This is a genomic window from Bradyrhizobium sp. CCBAU 51765 (genome assembly GCF_015291725.1).
GTDB classification, from domain to species: Bacteria; Pseudomonadota; Alphaproteobacteria; order Rhizobiales; family Xanthobacteraceae; genus Bradyrhizobium; species Bradyrhizobium liaoningense.
Genome location: NZ_CP030038.1, coordinates 768,845 through 783,420 on the forward strand (window position 1 = coordinate 768,845; position 14,576 = coordinate 783,420).

General features: G+C 64.4%; 16 protein-coding genes, 1 tRNA gene and 2 pseudogenes. 8 read left to right on the plus strand and 11 right to left on the minus strand.

All coding sequences use genetic code 11. From position 1 onward, the window contains the following. The first annotated feature begins 168 nt into the window (after positions 1-168). Together XH96_RS03560 and XH96_RS39735 are read left to right on the plus strand one after the other, a co-directional pair. Entirely contained in the window at positions 169-870 is a 702-nt protein-coding gene (locus tag XH96_RS03560) for a CBS domain-containing protein (protein ID WP_246789937.1), read from the plus strand. A gap of 178 nt (positions 871-1,048) precedes the next feature. Beyond that, a complete protein-coding gene (locus XH96_RS39735; protein WP_371740204.1) occupies positions 1,049-1,642 on the plus strand; it encodes a hypothetical protein in 594 nt (197 codons plus the stop codon). 188 nt (positions 1,643-1,830) lie between these two features. Here XH96_RS39735 and XH96_RS03570 read toward each other — a convergent pair. After that, a pseudogene (locus tag XH96_RS03570) lies at positions 1,831-2,142 on the minus strand (phosphoketolase); the annotation flags it as partial. A 148-nt stretch (positions 2,143-2,290) separates the two neighbouring features. After that, a complete protein-coding gene (locus tag XH96_RS39740) occupies positions 2,291-2,608 on the minus strand; it encodes a glucokinase (RefSeq protein ID WP_371739947.1) in 318 nt (105 codons plus the stop codon). Between XH96_RS39740 and XH96_RS03580 the strand changes: the two genes are divergently transcribed. After that, positions 2,595-2,707 (plus strand) — tRNA-Arg (locus XH96_RS03580). The two genes, XH96_RS39740 and XH96_RS03580, sit on opposite strands and share 14 nt — an antisense overlap. A 24-nt stretch (positions 2,708-2,731) precedes the next feature. On the opposite strand, the gene XH96_RS03585 is transcribed toward XH96_RS03580, so the two are convergent. Continuing rightward, on the minus strand, positions 2,732-3,715 hold the full coding sequence (locus XH96_RS03585) for a GlxA family transcriptional regulator (RefSeq protein WP_194391085.1): 984 nt from the start codon (positions 3,713-3,715) through the stop codon (positions 2,732-2,734). Between the two features lie 105 nt (positions 3,716-3,820). Here XH96_RS03585 and XH96_RS03590 point away from each other — a divergent pair, with 105 nt between their 5' ends. The 3 genes from XH96_RS03590 to XH96_RS03600 all read left to right on the plus strand — a co-directional run bounded on the left by XH96_RS03590 (position 3,821) and on the right by XH96_RS03600 (position 7,315). Then, positions 3,821-4,462 (plus strand): HD domain-containing protein, encoded by a 642-nt coding sequence (locus tag XH96_RS03590; protein WP_194391086.1) that lies wholly within the window; start codon positions 3,821-3,823, stop codon positions 4,460-4,462. A 68-nt stretch (positions 4,463-4,530) separates the two neighbouring features. Further along, positions 4,531-5,991, plus strand: coding sequence for a catalase (locus tag XH96_RS03595; protein WP_194391087.1), 1,461 nt, complete (start codon positions 4,531-4,533; stop codon positions 5,989-5,991). 184 nt (positions 5,992-6,175) lie between these two features. Continuing rightward, complete coding sequence (locus XH96_RS03600; protein ID WP_194391088.1) at positions 6,176-7,315, plus strand: amidohydrolase/deacetylase family metallohydrolase; 1,140 nt, start codon at positions 6,176-6,178, stop codon at positions 7,313-7,315. 7 nt (positions 7,316-7,322) lie between these two features. On the opposite strand, the gene XH96_RS03605 is transcribed toward XH96_RS03600, so the two are convergent. The 3 genes from XH96_RS03605 to XH96_RS03615 are packed head-to-tail and all read right to left on the minus strand — an operon-like array spanning position 7,323 to position 8,819. Beyond that, complete coding sequence (locus XH96_RS03605; RefSeq protein WP_194391089.1) at positions 7,323-7,916, minus strand: TlpA disulfide reductase family protein; 594 nt, start codon at positions 7,914-7,916, stop codon at positions 7,323-7,325. Continuing rightward, positions 7,909-8,370 carry a DsrE family protein gene (locus XH96_RS03610; RefSeq protein ID WP_194391090.1) on the minus strand — a complete coding sequence of 154 codons (462 nt, stop codon included), beginning with the start codon at positions 8,368-8,370 and terminating at the stop codon, positions 7,909-7,911. The genes XH96_RS03605 and XH96_RS03610 overlap by 8 nt, the downstream gene beginning before the upstream one ends. A gap of 20 nt (positions 8,371-8,390) precedes the next feature. Continuing rightward, entirely contained in the window at positions 8,391-8,819 is a 429-nt protein-coding gene (locus tag XH96_RS03615) for a DoxX family protein (RefSeq protein WP_194391091.1), read from the minus strand. Between the two features lie 96 nt (positions 8,820-8,915). On the opposite strand from XH96_RS03615, the pseudogene XH96_RS03620 reads away from it, so the two are divergent. Continuing rightward, positions 8,916-9,799 (plus strand): annotated as a pseudogene (locus XH96_RS03620) (LysR family transcriptional regulator). Between the two features lie 38 nt (positions 9,800-9,837). Here the strand turns inward: XH96_RS03620 and XH96_RS03625 are convergent. Then, positions 9,838-10,563 carry an alpha/beta fold hydrolase gene (locus XH96_RS03625; protein ID WP_194391092.1) on the minus strand — a complete coding sequence of 242 codons (726 nt, stop codon included), beginning with the start codon at positions 10,561-10,563 and terminating at the stop codon, positions 9,838-9,840. Between the two features lie 140 nt (positions 10,564-10,703). Here XH96_RS03625 and XH96_RS03630 point away from each other — a divergent pair, with 140 nt between their 5' ends. Then, entirely contained in the window at positions 10,704-11,684 is a 981-nt protein-coding gene (locus XH96_RS03630) for a helix-turn-helix domain-containing protein (protein ID WP_194391093.1), read from the plus strand. A gap of 16 nt (positions 11,685-11,700) precedes the next feature. Here XH96_RS03630 and XH96_RS03635 read toward each other — a convergent pair whose 3' ends face one another. The 4 genes from XH96_RS03635 to XH96_RS03650 are packed head-to-tail and all read right to left on the minus strand — an operon-like array spanning position 11,701 to position 14,571. Next, a complete protein-coding gene (locus XH96_RS03635; RefSeq protein WP_194391094.1) occupies positions 11,701-12,846 on the minus strand; it encodes an acyl-CoA dehydrogenase family protein in 1,146 nt (381 codons plus the stop codon). Positions 12,847-12,859: 13 nt separating this feature from the next. Next, positions 12,860-13,687, minus strand: coding sequence for an SDR family NAD(P)-dependent oxidoreductase (locus XH96_RS03640; RefSeq protein WP_194391095.1), 828 nt, complete (start codon positions 13,685-13,687; stop codon positions 12,860-12,862). Between the two features lie 21 nt (positions 13,688-13,708). Beyond that, positions 13,709-14,116, minus strand: coding sequence for a MaoC family dehydratase (locus XH96_RS03645; protein WP_194394022.1), 408 nt, complete (start codon positions 14,114-14,116; stop codon positions 13,709-13,711). Further along, a complete protein-coding gene (locus XH96_RS03650) occupies positions 14,116-14,571 on the minus strand; it encodes a MaoC family dehydratase N-terminal domain-containing protein (RefSeq protein WP_194391096.1) in 456 nt (151 codons plus the stop codon). The genes XH96_RS03645 and XH96_RS03650 overlap by 1 nt, the downstream gene beginning before the upstream one ends. Between the last annotated feature and the right edge of the window lie 5 nt (positions 14,572-14,576).

The following is a 14,576-nucleotide window of genomic DNA, read 5'->3' on the forward strand; positions in this document are numbered from 1 at the left end:
GCGGTGGCCACAAACACGACCCGCGAGAGGTCAATTCACACGCCAAGGTAATGGTCTTGGTAGCCGCGCATCCTGGCCATCTTCCAGAGCGATGCTCCGTGAGGTAAGTATGGAGGGCGGTCGGCTCGCTTGACATAGCTCAACCATCTCCTTTGGCCGCGGCTTAGAGTGTTCTCGTCCGAAGAGGAGGAGGAGGCTCAGATGCAAGCGCAAGACGTGATGGTTCGCGGGGTCATTTCGGTTGGTCCTGATATTCCGATTCAGGTCGCCGCGAATGCAATGGTCAGCAACGGCGTCAGTGCGGTCCCGGTCATCGACATCACCGCGAGGCTTGTCGGCATCGTCTCGGAAGGCGATCTGATCCGCCGCGCCGAGAATGATACCGAGCGGCGACGCTCGTGGTGGCTCGAACTATTCTCATCGACCGACACGCTGGCGAAGGAGTTTGTTAAATCGCATGCCAGGCGCGTAAGCGACGTGATGACCCGCGACGTGATCACGGCGACACCCGAAACGCCGTTGCGCGAAATCGCCAACCTCATGGAGAAGCACGGCATCAAGCGGGTGCCGATCGTCCAGAACAACTTGGTGGTCGGCATCGTCAGCCGCGCCAACCTGCTGCAGGCGCTGGCCAGTGCCACCGACGCTCGTGAAACGGCGGAAACCGATCGCGTGCTGCGTCAGCGTATCGTCGACGGCATCAAGGATCAGCCGTGGGCGAACAGGCCGTTCAACGTCATCGTCAAGGATCACCACGCCGACCTCTGGGGTTTCGTGTTCAGCAAGGAGGAGAAGGCAGCCGTTCGCGTGGCCGCCGAGGCGACGCCCGGAATCGAATCAGTTACCGATAATCTGCGCGTCATGCTTTGATAGCCGGCGTCTGATAGCCGGCGTCTGATAGCGCGCCAGCGCGCCGCCATTCCGCGGCGCAACGAATCGAACACGCGGTGTGAGGCAATATATCGACATACAATCTGAACAGGTTGTTCGCACCGGCTCGGTGGCCGTCGTGGGCGCCAGCCAGCGCCCCAGCTCCTTGGGTGCGGCGGTGCCAATTTCCTGGAAGTGGGGTCTGCTAGTGAGATCGGGATCGTCAATCCCCGATACGACAAGATTGCCGGCAAGCTCGGTCGTACCCGATGTCGCGCGCCTGCCGTTCGCGCCGGATTTCGCAGTCGTCACCGCGCCCGCGAACGTAACCCCTCGCCTTGTCAAAGAGGCGGGGCAGGCCCGGAGCAGCCGATTGCATCATCATCGATGCGGGTCTTGGTCACGGCAAGTTCTTGCCGCCGAAGCTGAAGACGCCGCGAGGGCGGGATCGCGTGCTGATCTCGCAATTCGGCGCGATTGTAGCGGCGATGATAGACGGGACCGGCAGCGAGCCGCCGGATTCTCGGGCATCGTTTCGGCCGGCGATCAGCTCGACGTCGATCTTGCCGACCTGTTGGACTGCTTCGCCTTGGATATCTCGACACGCGCGATTCCGATGCATGTCGAGTCGATCCGTGACCCTCCTCTCATCCTTTGGCTTTCCGGTCGTCTCATTCGCGGTTTCCGCGACGCCGGAGCAAGCTCGCGAACGGGCAGGCGCAATTTTTCTCGCCGCAGGCCAGGCCGTCGCGATCAAGAATCTGTCGTGTGACATCTTGCACAAGTCGGATGGCGCGGCGTCCGGTTGAATCTCGCGGGCGCCGATGGGTCAAAGCAGCCCGAAAAAATGCTCGATGGCGTCAAGGCAGCGAGGCCGGATGCACGCATTGATGCCTCGTCGTACAGCCGTAGGATCACGCGGCCGCACGTACGCGAATTGATCGCCAGCATCGCCGCCTCGTTGCTCATCCGACCAAGCACCGTTGGATTGGCGATCTTGCAGCCATCGAGATGCGGGATCGGTAGCACCGCTCCGTCATGGGAAGGACTCAGGAATTTATTGGAATGCCAGGCAGCGGCCAATGGGCCAGTCTCGGCTTCGCCGTCGCCAACGACGCAAGCCACGATGAGGTCTGGATTGTCGAGTGCCGGGCCATAGGCGTGGACCAGCGCATAGCCGAGTTCGCCGCCCTCGTGGATCGACCCGGGTGTCTCGGCCGTGGCTCGGAATGCCACCCCGAAAGAAAACTGCCGGAACAGTTTTGCCGGGCCCGCCATGCATGAGAATCAGTCGACAGTGCAGACGTTCTCCAGGGGTGGTCCCCGGTCGCAGCGATGCGGCGAGCGCACGTATCTGCTCGCCCACCAATTGTGAGGAAGCAACGAGCCGGTGAGCACACGCGAGGCGATGCGAAAGGTGTCACTCAGCGCGCTCCAGCAGCTTGGCCGCCCCGAGAAGAGCAGGAATGGGTCGAGTAATTACATAGGTGGGTATTGCTGCCAGATAGCCCCGGAACCGGCCTTTTGCCTCGAAGCGCGCGCGGAATGCGGATTCCGCGAACGTAGTGCCCAGTTTCGGAACGATGCCGCCGGCGATGTATGTTAACGGTAGAGCACCGCGGCGCCAAACCTTCAGGAGGACCGAAGCGCGAGGGGGCAGTCCATCGGCGGGTGGATGGGCAAAGATAGTGTTCTCAACGGAGCCATTGCCGAAGCAATGGGCCGATCCTATTTGCAACAGATATGCAACATCCTACCCGTAAGTTATTGATTTCTGGAACGACAAAACGGCTTCCTAAACCGTAGGTCGGATGTTCGAGTCATCCCGGGATCGCCATTCTCACTTTCCCCTCGTCGCGTATCAGGCCGGGATCCGAGCAAAGCGCTTGCGATATTCGGCGGGCGTCACGCCGACATGGCGGGCGAATGCGCGGCGCAATGTGTCCGCGTCGGCAAAACCGCAATGCAGGGCCACTTGCTTGGGCGCTTCGTTTCCAAGCTCCAGCAGGCGTCTCGCGGCGTTGACGCGGGCCTCCTCGACCCAGGTCGCGGGGGTGGTTCCGACTTCGGCACGGAATAGCCGCGCAAAGTGACGCGGGCTGATGTCCATGCGCGCCGCGAGGCTCGCGACGCTGTGGTCCAGTCCAGGATTGGCGGCGACCCAGCGCTGCAGTTCCTGCAGCGCGGCACGGCCGGCGGGGACGGTCTCGCCCTTGCGGCTGAACTGCATCTGTCCGCCCGGGCGCTTGAAGAACATGACGAGCTGGCTCGCAACCTTCATCGCCGTCTCGCGCCCGAGATCCTCCTCGACGAGAGCGAGCGCGAGATCGAGCCCCGCAGTGACGCCGGCAGCCGTGCGGAGCTTGCCGTCGGTGACGTAGATCGCGTCCCTGTCCAAGGTGACTGACGGGTATTTTTCGGCAAGTCGGTCGGCGACTGCCCAGTGCGTCGTGACTCGTCTGCCGTCGAGGAGGCCCGCCGCTGCAAGGAAGAAGGCGCCGCTGCAAACCGATCCGAAGCGCCGGGTCCTGGTCGCCCGCCGGCGGAGCCAATCGGTCACGACGCCGTCAGCCGGCACGTCGCCGGCATGCGGGCATCCCGCGATCAGCAATGTGTCGATGCTCTCCTGGAAGCCATGATCGATGATCCGGTCCGGCATCAGTCGCACGCCTGAAGAGCTGCGGATCGGTCCGGGCTCCGCCCCAGCCACCAAGAGCACATAGGCCTGATGGCCGGCCTGCACGTTGGCCTCGGCGAAAACGTCGAGCGGTCCCGCCACGTCGAGAAGCTGCACGCCGGGCAACGCCGCGATCACAACTGTCCTGGGTTTCGGCTTCCCGCTCATGTCCGCCTCGGTCGGTATTTGTCCGTTTTAGACGTATTACGTAAATTGAAGACAGAATAGCCCGGATTTAGCTTGCGGGCGACCAGAAATTTTCAGGAGAGCCTCGTGCCACAGATTGCCAAAGCCGCCGCCATTCCCGACAGCACCCTTGCGCGCGCCATCACCGACTACATCCGTGACACCGAGACGGATCTGCTCTTCAACCATTCCAGCCGCGTCTATCACTTCGGCGCGCTCGCGGGCATTCGCCGCGGGCTGAAATTCGACCGCGAGCTGCTCTATGCCGGAGCGATGTTTCACGACATCGGCCTGATGCCGGGCCATGGCAGCAAGCACGAACGGTTCGAAGTGGACGGCGCGCACGCAGCTCGTGACTTCCTGCGCAGCCATGGCATCTCCGAAGCCGACGCCTACACGGTCTGGACCGCGATCGCGTTGCACACCACGCCGGGCGTGCCGCAGCACATGCATCCCGTCGTCGCTCTGGTGACCGCCGGCGTCGAGATGGACGTTCTCGGCCTCACCTACGAGGATTATTCCGACGAGGAACGCGAGGCGGTGGTGGAGGCGTTTCCGCGAACGCCGCACTTCAAGGAGGACATCATCCAGGCGTTCTACGACGGCATCAAGCACAGGCCGGATACCACCTTCGGCAACGTCAAGGCCGACGTCATCGCCGACAAGGAGCCGCATTTCCATCGCGGCAATTTCTGCAGCGTCATCCGCGGCTCGCATTGGCACGGCTGAGCCGGCGTTCGGCGCTGCCGCGCGGCCCTACCGCCTCTTTCTCCAAATCACCGATCGGGAATCATCACATGAACGACAAGCCATCCCATCTCACGCACGCAACCGGCGCTCCCGTCAGCGACAACCTGAACATCATGACCGCGGGCCGTCGTGGCCCCGCTCTTCTCCAGGACATCTGGCTGATCGAGAAGCTGGCTCATTTCGACCGCGAAGTGATCCCCGAGCGGCGGATGCATGCCAAGGGATCGGGTGCCTTCGGCACCTTCACCGTAACCCATGACATCACCCGCTACACCAAGGCGAAGATCTTCTCGAAAGTCGGCAAGCAGACGCCGATGTTCGCGCGGTTCTCGACCGTCGCTGGCGAGCGCGGTGCGGCCGACGCCGAACGCGACATCCGTGGCTTTGCGCTGAAATTCTACACTGAGGAAGGCAACTGGGACATGGTGGGCAACAACACTCCCGTATTCTTCTTCCGCGATCCCCTGCGCTTCCCCGATCTCAATCACGCAATCAAGCGCGATCCGCGGACGGGGATGCGCAGCGCCGACAACAATTGGGATTTCTGGACGTTGCTGCCGGAGGCGCTGCATCAAGTCACCGTCGTCATGAGCGAGCGCGGCATTCCCAAGAGCTATCGTCACATGCACGGGTTCGGGAGCCATACCTACAGTTTCCTCAACGCTGCCAATGAGCGGACCTGGGTGAAGTTTCACTTCCGCACGCAGCAGGGTATCGAGAACCTGACGGACGCCGAGGCCGAGGCGCTCGTCGGCAAGGACCGCGAGTCTCATCAACGCGACCTGTTCGGGAGCATAGAACGTGGCGATTTTCCGCGCTGGACCATGTTCGTGCAGGTCATGACGGATGAAGAAGCCAAAGCGTTTCCGTTCAACCCGTTCGATCTGACCAAGGTCTGGCCCAAGCCGGACTTTCCGCTGATCGAGGTCGGTTATTTCGAGTTGAACCGGAATCCCGAAAACGTCTTCGCCGAGGTCGAGCAGGCGTCCTTCTCGCCGGCCCATGTCGTTCCCGGCATCGGCTTCTCGCCCGACAAGATGCTGCAGGCTCGTCTGTTCTCATATGGAGACGCGGCGCGCTATCGCCTCGGCGTCAACCATCACCTGATTCCGGTCAATGCCCCACAATGTCCGTATCACAGCTACCATCGCGACGGCGCAATGCGGACGGACGGCAATCTGGGGAGAACGCCGACCTATTTCCCTAACAGTCACGGCGAGTGGACCGATCAGCCCGATCTCAACGAGCCACCGCTGGAGATGGACGGCGCAGCCGCCCACTGGGATCATCGGGTCGACGACGACCACTATCAGCAGCCCGGAGACTTGTTCCGCAAGATGAACGCGGCGCAGCGGCAGGTCCTGTTCGACAATACGGCACGTGCCGTCGGCGGTGCAGCCATCCACATCCAGGACCGCCACATCGCGAACTGCACGAAAGCCGATCCGGCCTATGGCGCCGGCGTCCGCAAAGCGCTGATGCGTCTTGCCACGGTTCGCTCTGAATAGGTGCATGGACAGCATCTCCGGAGGAGACAAAGGCCGAGGCGTGGCTCTTACCGGGGTTGCTGATTTGTCATGGGTCTTCGTCTCACTTTGCCAGGGACTCCGGCGCAAAAATTGCTAGAAGCGTGGGGATTCCCTCCCTTCCTCTGACCAGTCGGGCGCCTCACAGCCACATCCGGAGACCACGATGCCTTTCGACTTGATCCTGCGCGGGGGGCGGGTGATCGACCCGTCCCAGAAGCTCGATGCCGTGACCGACGTCGCCTTTGCCGGCGGCAAGGTGGCGGCGGTCGGCAGCGGGCTCAAGGCCGATCCGGGCACCGAGGTGCGCGACGTCTCACAGTTCATCGTGACGCCGGGGCTGATCGATCTGCACACCCATGTCTATTGGGGCGGCACCTCGCTCGGCATCGATGCCGAGGAATTCTGCCGCCTCTCCGGCGTCACCACGGCGGTGGACACCGGCAGCGCCGGTCCCGGCAATTTCGCCGGCTTCCGCAAGCATGTCATCGAGCCGAGCCAGGTCCGCATCCTCGCTTACCTGCACGTCTCGCATGCCGGCATCTTCGGCTTCTCGCACCGGATCATGGTCGGCGAGAGCGAGGAACTGCGGCTGATGAATCCGATCGAGGCGGCCAGGGTGGCCGATGCCAACCGCGACCTCATCGTCGGCATCAAGGTGCGCGTCGGCTTGCATTCTTCCGGTACGTCAGGGGTCGTGCCGCTCGACATCGCGCTCGAGGTCGCGAACGAGGTCGGCATGCCCCTGATGGCGCATATCGACCACCCGCCGCCGAGCTACGAGGAGGTGCTGGCCCGCCTGCGCCCTGGCGACGTTCTCACCCACGCTTTCCGTCCCTTCCCCAACACGCCGGCGACTGCGCAGGGCACGGTGAAGAAGGCAGTGCTGGACGCGCGCGAGCGCGGCGTGCTGTTCGACATCGGCCACGGCAAGGGCTCGTTCGCCTTCAAGACCGCGCGCGCGATGCTCGCCAACGGCTTCTATCCCGACACTATCTCCTCCGACATCCATCAGCTCTGCATCGACGGCCCGGCCTACGACCAGGTCACGACCATGTCGAAGTTCCTGTGCATGGGCATGGAGCTGTCCGACGTGATCGCGGCCTCGACGGTGAATGCGGCGATGGCGCTGCGCCGCCCCGAGCTCGGCAGCCTCAAGCCCGGCAGCGTCGGCGACGCCACGCTTGTTACGGTCAGGCAAGGCCAGTTCGACTACGAGGACGTCGTCGGCGAGCACCTGATCGGCGATCGGAAGATCGTCTCGGAGGGTGTCGTGATCGACGGCCGCTGGTGGCATCCGAACTGACGCCGCGCTAATCCCGCTCGCGATAGAATTGCAGCAGCCGCGCGCCCGCCGGTGAGAGCCAGTCGGGCGCGCCGGCGATGTAGCCCTCGACGCGTCCATCTGTCCCGACGAGATAGGTGATGGGCATTCCGACGATTGAAAACATCTCGGTGGATGCCCAGGCCGCTGCGCCATAGGCATCGACATAGCAGGCGAGGTTCTGCACGGCGAGGCCGCCGAGAAATGCGCGGATCTTGCGCAGGTCTTTGGTGTCCGTGCAGATCGCGACGATATCGAGCCGATCGGGCCGCGAGGCGGCAAGGCTTGCGAGCATCGGCAGATCGAGCTTGCAGGCCGCGCACCAGGTCGCCCAGAAGTTCACCAAGGTGACGCGGCCCGGCTTTGCCGTCACGACGGTATCCCTGCCGTGCAGGTCCTGAAGCCTGAGCTGTGGCATCGCTGCGCGCGGCCGCACCAGTGTGAACTGGCTGCGGCCGGCCTCGAACACCGGCGGCCAGCTGTCCTGCGCGCCGCTCGCATGCGGGAGAGCGAGAGAGGCTGCCGCGGCGATCAAGATCGATCGCCGCGACAGCGTAACGCCTTCGCTCGCTTCGTCACGCATGGATATAGGCCCAGCCCTTCAGTTGCAGATCGACGACGCGGCCGATGCCGAACGGGACGAGGCTCGCGCCTGAGATCAGCGGGATCGAGATCTGCTCCCTGGCTTCCGCGATCGCCTTTGACGAGGCACACATGCTGTAGGTGAGATTGGGCAACGACTGCCGCAGTGTCGCGAGCGGCTCGACCAGCTGCGTCTTGTCGGCGCGGAAGACGTCGATGCCCTTGCCGTTGGCGACGACCTCGATCAGCAGCCGCGCGCCCCTGTCGGAAAAATGCTTGGACAGGTTGGCCGAGTAGCTGATCGCGTGACCCGTGACATAGGGCTCGTTGCTGTCGATCAGGATCACGACGCCGTCAGTGAGGCGATCCTCCTTGGCCGCGGCGCCGCCGCCGGCCGTGAGGATCGCGGTGCCGGCGAGCAGGCCCCTGCGGGACCATCCGTTGGCGGAGATCATGGCGACGGCGCTCCTGCCGGTCAGAACTGCCGCGGCGCGATCGGTGCCTTGCTGTTGCGTCCCCACAGCACGAACAGGGCGAGCGCGAGCAGGACGACATTGAGCGGCGTCACCGCAGCCTCGCCGCGCGAGAGATGGAAGAGGAGCGCGATCACCTGCAGCACCGCGCAGCCGAGCGCGGCGAGCACCGTCAGCCGCGGCAGGATCCGCGTCAGGGCCGGCAGCAGGATGCCGATGCCGCCGGCGAGGTCGACCAGCGCGATGGATCGGACGAACGTCTCGGAATACTGGCCCGCCCACGGCATCATTGCGGCCAGCTGGGGAATCGGCGTGGTCAGCTTGACGTACCCCGCCGCGATGAAGACGAAGGCGAGGCCGATTTGGGCGGCCCAGAGGCCGATGCGAAGGGCCCGACCCGGGGTGGTGGCCTCGAAGGTGGTTGTGGACACGGCGTTCTCCAAAGGGTTGCCACCATTTTATAATTTCTCCATTCTTGATCATTATGTGTTCCGGGATGGGTTCATTTCCTGGATGTTGATGATTTCATGGATACCCTGGTCAGCATGAGGGTGTTTTGTCTGGTTGCCGAGCTGAAGAGCTTTGCCGCCGCGGCGCAGCGCCTGCGCATCTCGCCGCCATGGCGAGCAAGCATGTGATGCAGCTCGAGAAGCGGCTGGGCACGCGGCTGCTCAACCGGACCAGCCGGCGCGTCAGTCTGAGCGAGAGCGGCACGCTCTATTTCGAGCAGGCCCGGCAGATGCTGGATTCGCTCGACGAGGTCGAGGCCGCCGTCAGCAAGGCGACCGTCGTTCCGCGCGGCACGCTGCGGCTGACCGCGCCGGTGTGGATGGCGAACGCGATCTTCGCGGGCGTGCTCGCGGACTACCAGGCTCGATATCCGGAGGTGCGGCTCGATGTCGATCTCAGCGGGCGCCTCGTCAATCTGGTCGAGGAGGGTTTTGATCTGGCCTTGCGCGCGACGGGCGCACCTGACGAGGCGCTGATCGCGCGCCCGATCACCAGCGTCCCGTTCCGCCTGGTGGCCACCCCGGCCTTTCTCAAACGCGCGGGCCGACCGAAGACATTCGCCGATCTCTCCGGCCAGCCCCTGTTGCACTATGCGCTTTATCCGGGCGAGAGCTTCTCCCTCAACACGAACGGCACGGTCGAGACCGTCAAGCTCAACCCGGTGCTGCGCAGCGGCAACGAGACGCTGCTGCACATGGCGGCGCTGGAAGGCATGGGCTTCGCCTTCCTGCCGAAATGGCTGGTCACCGAGGACATCGCCAGCGGACGTCTCGTCCACGTCCTGCCCGACAAAGTCATCTTCGAGGGACGATTGCTCGCGGTCTATCCCAGCCGCAAATATCTGTCCGCGAAGGTGAGGACCTTCATCGACTTCGTCGCCGCCGACAAGCGGATGAGGTAGCCGCGTGCGGCACCGCGAGATCAGCGGCGTGGCGGCTGTCAGTCGCGTCCCGCCTCCATGATCGCCTTGGCGAGCCGCGCGGGATCGGAGAAGCACAGCTCGTGGCTTCCCGGCACCTGCACCAGGCGGAACAGGCCGAGCTTCTCCGACAGGCGCGGATGCCACCCATGGCTGTGCGGCATCGCGGTGTCTTCGGTGCAGTTGATGTAGGATTTGGCCACCGGCATCTCCGCCGGATTTTTCTTGAGCGCGATCTTGTCGGTGAAGGTCGCCAGTGGATGCGGATTGAGGACGTCGAAGGCGCGCTGCGCCAGCTCGATATCGGCATCGTTGATGAAGGCTTCGCGCCAGATCGGGAAGGGCAAGACCACCGAGCCGTCGCCGCGCTCGGCCGCGATCGCGTCGAACAGCCCGATATAGTGCGGCGGCACCATGTCGTTGAGGCATTCGCCGTCGTTGGGCACGAACGCATTCCAGTAGACCAGCCGGCGGATGCGCTCGGGCGCGAGGTCGGCGACGCCGGTGATGATCATGCCGCCATAGGAATGGCCGAGCAGGATGACGTCCTTGAGATTGTTTTCGGCGAGATAGTCGGCGATCGATTGGATCGCCTCCTTCAGCCCGGTCGTCTTGGCATCGCCCGGGCGGTTGCCCTTGATGGTGGGGGTATGGACCTGATGGCCGGCCGCGCGGATTGGTGCGGCGACGGGCTCGAACTCGGCACCGGTGTGCCAGGCGCCGTGGACGAGAACGTAGGTCGACATGTTGTGACTCCTCCCGAGGGTGTGGTTAGATCGAGGCCGCGCGGCCTCGATCGGTGCGGCGCTGCCGTGCGTCAAGTGTGGACCGGCGGCTGGTTTGCCGCTTGGCTGTGAGTGAACCGGATTGGTCTCGGAGTGAACCGATGCAGCAGATCGAGCGCGCCATTCCGTCACGTCGATCGGCCTGGAATACTGCGGGCGTGCGGCCGACCGAGCAATTCGCCTATTATCGCGAGGCGATCTGCCAGGCCTTCATGAACCTGACGCCGGAGCCGGCGGCCGCAGCCGGCTTTCCGGCCAGCGTCGAGCACGTCCGCCTCGGCGATGCTGCGATCAACCGCGTCAGCTTTCCCGAACATTTGGTGCGGCGCTCCGCGGCCGACATCGCGGCATCGGACCGCAGTTGCTTCTACCTCAACCTGAAGCTGGGGGGCCGCTGTCGCATCCAGCAGGATGATCGCGAGATCAGCCTTTCGTCGGGACAGGTCGGCATCTTCGACAGCGATCGGCAGTTCGCGCTTCTGCACGACCGCGGGCCACAATTGCGCGTTGCCTCGTTCTGGGTGCCGGCAGAAGCCTTGCGCGAGCGCCTGCCGGCCTCGTTCGACGTCGGAGCAGCGCGCGTCTCCGATGATCCTTTCATCGGCCATCTCATCGTCGAGACCGCGCGCACGCTCAGCGACGGGGCGTTGCGCATGACCGAAGACGAGGGCGTGCGGCTGTTCCGCGTCCTGATCGAGTTGGTCGCCGTGAGCCTGTCGCGGCGCAGCCGGGCAGGCGCTGCGGAGGCCGAGAGTCTTGCCGATGCAACCACGCTGGCGCTGAAACGCGCCATCCACCGCCGGCTCCGCGAGCCCGGCCTTGCGGTTGCCGATGTCGCCGAGGCCGTCGGCATCAGCGAACGCTACGTCCACAAGCTGCTGGCGCGATCAGGCTCCAGCTTCACCGACTACGTCATCGACCACCGGCTCGACGGCGCGGCCAGGGATCTCGGGGATCCCGCGATGGCGGACCGTGCGATCGGCGCCATCGCGTTCGACTGGGGCTTTTCGGACCTCTCCCACTTCACGCGGCGCTTCAAGCAACGCTTCGGCTGCCGGCCGCGCGACTGGCGCGCGCGATGATCTACAGCGGCCTGATCTACAAGGATCTGGCGATCAACAGCTTCATGATCTCGTTGGTGCCGCCATAGATCTTCTGGATGCGGGAATCGATGAAGATGCGCGAGATCGGATATTCCTGCATGTAGCCGTAGCCGCCGAATAGCTGCAGGCATTCATCGGCGGTCTCGACCTGCTTCTCCGAGCACCAGTATTTCGCCATCGAGGCCGTAACGGTGTCCAGGTCCTTTGCGACCAGGCGCTCGATGCACCAGTCGACGAAGACGCGCGCGATCATCGCTTCCGTCTTGCGCTCGGCCAGCGTGAAGGCGGTGTTCTGGAAGTCCATCAGCGGCTTGCCGAACGCCTTCCGCTCTTTGGTGTAGTCGGTGGTGAGCTTGACCGCGCGTTCCATCGAGGCGACGGCGCCGACCGCGAGCGCAAGCCGCTCCTGCGGCAATTGCTGCATCAGCTGCACGAAGCCTTGGCCTTCCTCCTTGCCGAGCAGGTTTTCCGGCGGCACCGTGACATTGTCGAAGAACAGCTCTGACGTATCGGACGCATGCAGGCCGATCTTGTCGAGGTTGCGCCCGCGCTTGTAGCCGTCCGCGCCCGCGGTCTCGACCACGATCAGCGAAATGCCCTTGGCGCCGGCATCGCCGGTGCGCGCGACCACGATGACGAGGTCGGCGGCCTGGCCGTTGGTGATGAACGTCTTCTGGCCGTTGATGACGTAGGAATTGCCCTGCTTCTTCGCCGTGGTCTTGACGGCCTGGAGGTCCGAGCCGGTGCCGGGCTCGGTCATGGCGATGGCGCCGACCATCTCGCCGGAGGCCATCTTGGGCAGCCAGCGCTTCTTCTGCTCCTCCGAGCCGTAATTGAGGATGTAATGCGCGACGATGGCGCTGTGCACGGAGACGCCGGTCGTCATCTCCGGCACCGTGCTTTCGAGGTCTTCCAGCACCGCTGCGTCATAGGCGAAGGTGGCGCCCAGGCCGCCATACTCCTCCGGCACGCTGGCCAGCAGCGCGCCCATCTCGCCGAGCCCGCGCCAGGCGAAGCGGTCGACCATCTTCTGCTCGCGCCATTTCTCGGCATGCGGCGCCAGGTCCTTGGCGAGATATTTCCGGAACTGGTCGCGGAACGTGTCCAGCTCTTCGGTCATCCACGACGATCGGTATTGCATCAGCGCCTCGCTCTCAGACAATCAGGCCGCCGCCGGCGACGACCACCTGGCCGCTGATATAATTGGATTCCGGGCTGCAGAACAGATAGACGGCGTCGGCGGCCTCTTCCGGCGTGCCGCCGCGGCCGAGCGGGATCATCCGCGACATCGCCTCCAGCATGTGCGGCTGCACGCCCACCTTGATGTCGCGGCCGGCGACGTCGATGGTCTTCTGCTGCGCCTCGATCGGCTGGGTCAGACGGGTGTTGATGAGACCGAAGGCGACGCAATTGACGTTGACCTTGTAGCGCCCCCACTCCTTGCACATGGTCCGGGTCAGCCCGATCAGCGAGGCCTTGGCCGAGGAATAGCTTGCCTGTCCGGCGTTGCCGTAGAGGCCTGCGATCGAGGAAATGTTCACGACCTTGCGGAACACCTCGCGCCCTTCCTCGGCCTCCTTCCTGGCAAAGACGCGGATCGGCTCCGCGGCCGCGCGCAGGATCCGGAACGGCGCGACGAGGTGGACGTCGAGCATGGCCTGAAACTGCTCGTCCGTCATCTTCTGGATGGTGGAGTCCCAGGTGTAGCCGGCATTGTTGACGATGATGTCGAGCCCGCCGAATTTGTCCAGTGCGGCGCCGACGAAGCGGTCGGCGAAACCCGCCTCCGAGACGCTGCCGTTCACGGCGGCGGCGTCGCCGCCGAGCGCCTTGATCTCCGCAGCCACGGCGTTGCCGGGCTCGGCATCGAGGTCATTGACGACCACCCTGGCGCCCTCGCGCGCAAGCTTGAGTGCGATCGCGCGCCCGATGCCGCGGCCCGACCCGGTGACGAGCGCGACCTTTCCCTGCAGTTTTGCCATTTTGAATGATTCCTCTTGCTGTTACAGCGCGACGATGGCGCTGCCTTCGAGCTTGACCTCGCCGCGATCGTCCCGGGCGGTGAGCGCGAGCCGTGCGCGGCGCTCGCCATTCTCGGCGAAGAGCTCCGTCACGGTGCCTTCGCAGGTCAGCCTGGCGCCGAGTTGAGTTATCGCGACGAACCGGGTCGCAAAACTGCGGAGCCGCGACGGCGGCACCGCATCCGTGAGCGCCTGCCCGAGATAGGCCATCACCAGCATGCCGTGGGCGAACACGTCAGGGAATCCGGCCGCCTTGGCGAAGTCGATATCGACATGGATCGGATTGTGATCGCCCGATGCGCCGCAATAGAGCGCGAGGGTGTGGCGGGTGATCGGCGGAAAGACCTTGTGGACGATGCGGTCGCCGGCCTTGATGTCTGCGGATGCCATCACGACGCCACCTCGTTGCGGACCACGATGGTGCGCGCGGTGTCGGCGACATGCACGCCGTCCTGGTTGGTCACCTCGCACCGGATGCCGATCAGCGTCATTGCGCCGCCCTTCTTGTCCGTCACGCTGGCCACGCGCGGCCGGAACGTCAGGGTGTCGCCGACCAGAACCGGCGCGTGGTAGACGAAGCTCTGCTCGCCATGCAGCACGCGGGCGAGATCGATGCCGAGCGCGCTGAACATTTCGAAGGGGTCGTCGACGTCCATCATCTCCAGGCAGAACAGATAGGTCGGCGGCACCGGCATGCCGGTGAATCCGGCCGCGCGCGCCGCATCTGCGTCGCGATAGGTCGGATTCTCTTCACCCAGCGTGTTGAGGAAGTAGCGGAGGCGGCCGGGCTCCACGCGCGCGGTGACGGGCGTGAAGCTGCGCCCTACGGCGGACTGATCGACCATGCGGA

Bases quoted from the DNA above. Each gene is read 5' to 3' on its own strand.
- XH96_RS03645 (WP_194394022.1), bottom strand. From the start codon at position 14,116: ATGGCATCCGCAGACATCAAGGCCGGCGACCGCATCGTCCACAAGGTC.
- XH96_RS03630 (WP_194391093.1), top strand. From the start codon at position 10,704: ATGCAGCAGATCGAGCGCGCCATTCCGTCACGTCGATCGGCCTGGAAT.
- XH96_RS03595 (WP_194391087.1), top strand. From the start codon at position 4,531: ATGAACGACAAGCCATCCCATCTCACGCACGCAACCGGCGCTCCCGTC.
- XH96_RS03650 (WP_194391096.1), bottom strand. From the start codon at position 14,571: ATGGTCGATCAGTCCGCCGTAGGGCGCAGCTTCACGCCCGTCACCGCG.
- XH96_RS03600 (WP_194391088.1), top strand. From the start codon at position 6,176: ATGCCTTTCGACTTGATCCTGCGCGGGGGGCGGGTGATCGACCCGTCC.
- XH96_RS03625 (WP_194391092.1), bottom strand. From the start codon at position 10,563: ATGTCGACCTACGTTCTCGTCCACGGCGCCTGGCACACCGGTGCCGAG.
- XH96_RS03610 (WP_194391090.1), bottom strand. From the start codon at position 8,370: ATGATCTCCGCCAACGGATGGTCCCGCAGGGGCCTGCTCGCCGGCACC.
- XH96_RS03605 (WP_194391089.1), bottom strand. From the start codon at position 7,916: ATGCGTGACGAAGCGAGCGAAGGCGTTACGCTGTCGCGGCGATCGATC.
- XH96_RS03585 (WP_194391085.1), bottom strand. From the start codon at position 3,715: ATGAGCGGGAAGCCGAAACCCAGGACAGTTGTGATCGCGGCGTTGCCC.
- XH96_RS03640 (WP_194391095.1), bottom strand. From the start codon at position 13,687: ATGGCAAAACTGCAGGGAAAGGTCGCGCTCGTCACCGGGTCGGGCCGC.
- XH96_RS03635 (WP_194391094.1), bottom strand. From the start codon at position 12,846: ATGCAATACCGATCGTCGTGGATGACCGAAGAGCTGGACACGTTCCGC.